Annotated in this window: 5 protein-coding genes and 1 pseudogene; 4 read left to right on the top strand and 2 right to left on the bottom strand. The window is 61.8% G+C overall.

Annotated features, from left to right (window positions below):
• Positions 1-922 (bottom strand): OpgC family protein (locus EOC06_RS32610; protein WP_128309725.1); only part of this gene is annotated, 922 nt, incomplete at its 3' end.
• Here EOC06_RS32610 and EOC06_RS40400 point away from each other — a divergent pair.
• Together EOC06_RS40400 and EOC06_RS32605 are read left to right on the top strand one after the other, a co-directional pair.
• Positions 915-1,079: a hypothetical protein gene (locus EOC06_RS40400; RefSeq protein ID WP_164781845.1), complete on the top strand. Its 165-nt coding sequence runs from the start codon at positions 915-917 to the stop codon at positions 1,077-1,079. The two genes, EOC06_RS32610 and EOC06_RS40400, sit on opposite strands and share 8 nt — an antisense overlap.
• A gap of 45 nt (positions 1,080-1,124) precedes the next feature.
• Positions 1,125-1,793: an alpha/beta hydrolase gene (locus EOC06_RS32605; protein ID WP_128309724.1), complete on the top strand. Its 669-nt coding sequence runs from the start codon at positions 1,125-1,127 to the stop codon at positions 1,791-1,793.
• A 26-nt stretch (positions 1,794-1,819) separates the two neighbouring features.
• On the opposite strand, the pseudogene sthA reads toward EOC06_RS32605, so the two are convergent.
• A pseudogene (gene sthA, locus EOC06_RS32600) lies at positions 1,820-3,218 on the bottom strand (Si-specific NAD(P)(+) transhydrogenase).
• 209 nt (positions 3,219-3,427) lie between these two features.
• Between sthA and EOC06_RS32595 the strand changes: the two are divergent.
• Together EOC06_RS32595 and EOC06_RS32585 are read left to right on the top strand one after the other, a co-directional pair.
• A complete protein-coding gene (locus EOC06_RS32595) occupies positions 3,428-3,898 on the top strand; it encodes an RDD family protein (protein ID WP_127322646.1) in 471 nt (156 codons plus the stop codon).
• A 140-nt stretch (positions 3,899-4,038) separates the two neighbouring features.
• Positions 4,039-4,803, top strand: coding sequence for an arginyltransferase (locus EOC06_RS32585; protein ID WP_023810205.1), 765 nt, complete (start codon positions 4,039-4,041; stop codon positions 4,801-4,803).
• The last annotated feature ends 110 nt before the right edge of the window (positions 4,804-4,913 follow it).

Here is a 4,913-nt window from a genome sequence, read left to right as displayed (position 1 = left end):
GGTAGCTCACCGCCAATATATGCAGCAGCCTCGGCAGCGACAGGAACGTCTTGTCGAAGCCGGTCAGCACCGGAGGCAGGCCAAACCAGGAGATATGCCCCCAAAGCGGGCTGTGCACCCAGACCAGTGCCACAGCGGTGTAGGCCAAGGCCGCGCCAACCAGCCAGCGATTGACCGGGATGGTACCGCCGCGACGCACATGCAATGCACCTGCCAGGCCGATGTTGAAAAGGAACTGCCACGACAGCGGGTTAAGAAACCAGAAGCCGGGCTCGGGATAGTTGGGCGGAGCAATTTGATAAACCCCCGCGACCAGCCACAGGGCGCCGGAGGCGACCAGTGCCAAGACCGGCCGATAGCTGACAATGAGCAGGAACACCGGCGTCAGCAAGAGCAGCACCGCATAGACGGGCAGTATGTTGTTGTAGCCGAGTTGGTGGCCGAGCGTCACGATGCCGATCAGCACCTGCGGCGTATTCTTGATCAACGGCTCGATGTTGATCATCGTCAGAAGCTCCGGCCGTCTGGCAAACACCGCCGCGGCGCAGAAGATGGCCATCACCACCATGGTGGTGACGATGTGGGTGGCATAAAGCACACCGGCGCGGCGCAAAATCTTCAGGATTGCCAGCAACCGGTTTCCAGGTTGGAATTTCCTGCCATAGGCGAGCGCGACCGAAATGCCGGAGATCAGCACGAAGACTTCAGCCGCATCGGAAAAGCCGAAATTCTTGTAGGTCAGATACTCGAAGGCGGTACCTGGCACATGGTCGACATAGATGGTCAGCAAAGCGAGAGCACGGAGCACGTCTATGCGCGTGTCGCGCTCAGTGCGATCCGGGACACGCGCATCGCGCTCCGACACGCGCGACTCGCGGTCTGGGACACGCGCATCGCGGTCCGGGGAAATCTGGGTGGTCATCGACAAAAAGGCCTCAAAGCTGGTTGTTCATGCCGGGCAATGCGACCCCCGGCGCACCGCTTCGATTCCTCCCGAAGGAATGTTATCGGCGGAGAAACGGACTGTAATGCGCCCGGTTCAATCAACTTTCGCGGAGCTTGAAAATATTGCGTTTTGAAGCCGGCAAATTGAGCGAAACCTCATATAATCAAGAGGATGCGCGATGATCGAAGAGACCTCACAAGATGGTGCGCTGCGGCGTGATCTGGCCTTCAGCTACCGGCTTTACAGCCCGGTGGATTCAACCGGCGAATGTCTCTTCCTGCTGCATGGATCGGGTGTCGACGAGACGACATTGGTGCCGCTGGCACGAGAGATCGCACCGCGGGCCAAGCTGATCGCGGTGCGTGGCCGCATTGTCCAGGAGGATGGTTTCCGCTGGTTCGCGCGCATCACGCCGACGCGCTTCGAACAGCACAGCATCCGCACCGAGACCGATGCCTTTGCGGGCTTCGTCGCCGACGCGGCCACACGCCACCATCTCGATCTCTCACGCGCGACGTTCCTCGGCTATTCGAACGGCGCCAATCTGGTTTCGAGCCTGATGCTGCTGTATCCGGGTCTTATAGAGCGCGCCGCACTGCTGCGGCCGATGCCGGTGCTCGATCACGTGCCGGCGACGGATCTGTCAAAGGCGCGGGTGCTGATGATCGCCGGCGCCGCCGACCTCACCTATGCGCCCTTCACCCCTGCTCTGGTGACATTGCTCAGCCAGCATGGCGCCGAGATCGACGCCCGGATTGTCCCATCAGGTCACGAATTCGGCAGCGCCGACGCGGCAATCGTCAGGCAATGGCTGTCGGGATCGGCGGCGTTGGCGACGGCAGGCTGACAGGCTCGCCGGCATGACCAGCCTGCCTACCCTCGTCCCATCCGGTTCCAGGCATCCAGTCCGGCGATCTTGTAGGCTTCGGCGAGCGTCGGATAGTTGAAGGTGTTGTTGACGAAGAAGTCGACGGTGCCGCCGAGATTGATCACCGCCTGGCCGATGTGGATGAGCTCGGTGGCGCCCTCGCCGATGATGTGCGCGCCGAGCAGACGGCGCGTTTCGACCGAGAACAACAGTTTCAGGAAACCGGTGTTGACGCCCATGATGTGGCCGCGCGAGGTTTCGCGAAAACGCGCCACGCCGATCTCATAGGCCGCACCGCTCTCACGCACCTGTTCCTCGGACTGGCCGACCGTCGAGATTTCCGGCACCGCGTAGATGCCATAGGGAAAGGTCTCCGGTGGCGGCGGCAACGGCACGCCGAAGGCATGGCAGGCCGCCACTCTGCCCTGCTCCATCGAAGTCGAGGCCAGGCTCGGAAAGCCGATGACGTCGCCGGCGGCGTAGATGTTGGGCACGCTGGTCTGGAACGTATGCGGGTCGACCTTGATACGCCTTGATACGCCCTCTGGAGTCGGCATCGATGCCGACGACATCCAGGCCCAGGTTGCCGACATTGCCGGTGCGGCCGGCGGCGTAGAGCACGACCTCTGAACGAATGGTGCGGCCATCGGCCAGTTCCACTTCGGCGGCGTCCGGCTTGGAGCGGATTTCCTTCACCGCGCTGCCCAGCCGGATGGTCATGCCGCGATCGCGCATCTGGTGGATGAAATCGTCGACGATCTCGCGGTCGACGAAATCTAGGATGGAGTTCCGCGGCTCGACCAAGGTTACCGGCACGTCGAGCGCGGAAAAGATCGTTGCATATTCGACCCCGATGACGCCGGCGCCGATCACCGTCAGCGTGCGCGGCAAGCGGTCGAGTTCCAGCATCTCGTCGCTGTCGAAGATTCGGGTCTTGTCGAAAGGCACATCGCGCGGCCGGTGCGGCCTGGTGCCGACCGCGATCAGCGCATTAGCAAAACCGACCTCGCTGTAATCGCCGGTGTCGGTGGTCAGGCTGACCTTGTTGGGGCCAAGGAATTTCACCGCAGCCCGGGCGCTCTTGACCGTGTTGCGCATGAACTGGTGCTGCAGCACCTCGACCTCATGGTCGAGCGTCTTGTGCAGGCGCTCGACCAGATCGCCGACCGAGATATCCTGCTTGACCCGGTAGCCGCGCCCGTAGAAGCCGCGCTCACGCCAACCCGAAAGGTTGAGCACCGTTTCGCGCAGCGTTTTCGACGGGATGGTGCCGGTATGCACCGAGACACCGCCCAGACGCCGGCCGCGATCGACCACCAGCACCGATTTGCCGAGCTTGGCCGACTGCACCGCGGCCCGGCGACCGGAAGGGCCGCTGCCGATGACCAGCATGTCGTAGTCCATATTGCCCCGTCCCCTGCCATGTGCGCTTTTGCTGCGCCGCAGCAAGCTAATGCTATCCGCGCCGCAAATTCAACCGGTTCAGATTGCGCCTGGCGCCTTGAAGGCCGGCGCACCGCAAGAAGCCCGATCTTGATTCCGCCACAGGCCTTCACCATTTCATGGCTGAGCGGTCCGCACCCTTATGTCGGACCTTGTTACGAGGAAATGACATGAACGCGCGCGTTCTCGACGGCGAAATCATCACCAGCAGGCTCGACGATGTCAGGGCCTATGACGGCGTGCGCACGAAGCGCATTCTGGCTTTCGTGATCGACTATGTCATCGTCGCGCTGCTTACCATTCCGTTTGCCATTCTGGTGTTCTTCCTCGGGCTTTTGACCCTCGGGCTTGGCTGGATGCTGTTCGGTATCCTGTTGCCGACTGTGGCCATCCTCTACATCTGGAACACGCTGGGCAGCACCGACCAGGCCACCACGGGCATGAAGATGGTGGGCATCCGCCTCGACCGGCTCGACGGGAGGCCGATCGACGGCCTCACCGCGGTCGTCCATTCGGTGCTGTTCTGGGCCGGCAATGTCATCCTGTCGCCGCTCGTCCTGCTGGTAACGCTGTTTTCCGACCGCAAGCGCACCTTGCACGATCTTTTGCTTGGCACGGTCGTCAGCCGCACCGACCGCTGAAACGGCCCTCTGAAGAGCAGTCGCAACCGATTGAGCACAAATGTGAAGGCGTCGAGTCGACCACGCCCACATAATCCTGTTGAATTTTTCGCTGTCCGCGCCAAAGGTAGAGCGATTCGAAGGAGTGTTTCCAAGGCTCGATGACGCAGCATCCGACCCAGTCGCCGCAGTTCTTTCTGACCGCGCCGTCGCCGTGCCCCTATCTGGACGGCCAGTTCGAGCGCAAGGTGTTCACGCACCTGGTTGGCGACAAGGCGGCGGAGATGAACGACCTCTTGACGCAAGGCGGCTTCCGGCGTTCGCAGAACATCGCCTACAGGCCGGCCTGCGAGACCTGCCGCGCCTGCGTTTCGGTACGCATCCTCGCCCAGGAATTCGTCGCCAGCCGCAACATGAAGCGCGTGCTGCAGCACAATTCCGACCTCGTCGGTCACATGCACAATGCCGAGCCTTCGACCGAACAATATTCCCTGTTCCGCAGCTATCTCGATGCCCGCCACCGCCGTGGCGGCATGTCCGATATGACGGTGCTCGACTATGCGATGATGGTCGAGGATACCCATGTCGACACCAAGGTGATCGAGTATCGGCGGCGTGGACCAGACACGTTCATCACCGGCAAGGGACAGGGCGAGCTGATCGCGGTGGCGCTCACCGACAAGATGGCCGACGGCTTGTCGATGGTCTATTCCTACTTCAATCCCGATTTCGAGGAACGGTCGCTCGGCACGTTCATGATCCTCGACCACATCGCCCGCGCCAGGGCGATGGGCCTGCCCCATGTCTATCTCGGCTACTGGGTCAACGGCTCGCGCAAGATGAATTATAAGATGCGCTTCATGCCGCAGGAGCATCTCGGCCCGAAGGGCTGGGAGCGCTACACCAACGAAGCGGTCGCGCGCTGATTACTCTTTCCCAAGTCCGGGCTTAAACATTTTCAATCGAGACGATGCTGGTCTTTCCGCTGGTTGGCGGAGAGCGTGCGATTGCGCCGGTCCGCCATCCTCTCCCGAAT

Source organism: Mesorhizobium sp. M7A.F.Ca.MR.362.00.0.0, assembly GCF_004023175.1.
Taxonomy (GTDB): domain Bacteria; phylum Pseudomonadota; class Alphaproteobacteria; order Rhizobiales; family Rhizobiaceae; genus Mesorhizobium.
The sequence above is the reverse complement of the archived record's forward strand: the minus strand, read 5'-3'. Positions and strand labels throughout refer to the sequence as shown.

Coding starts and splice junctions, on each gene's coding strand:
- EOC06_RS32605 (WP_128309724.1), top strand. CDS start 1,125: ATGATCGAAGAGACCTCACAAGATGGTGCGCTGCGGCGTGATCTGGCC.
- EOC06_RS32595 (WP_127322646.1), top strand. CDS start 3,428: ATGAACGCGCGCGTTCTCGACGGCGAAATCATCACCAGCAGGCTCGAC.
- EOC06_RS32585 (WP_023810205.1), top strand. CDS start 4,039: ATGACGCAGCATCCGACCCAGTCGCCGCAGTTCTTTCTGACCGCGCCG.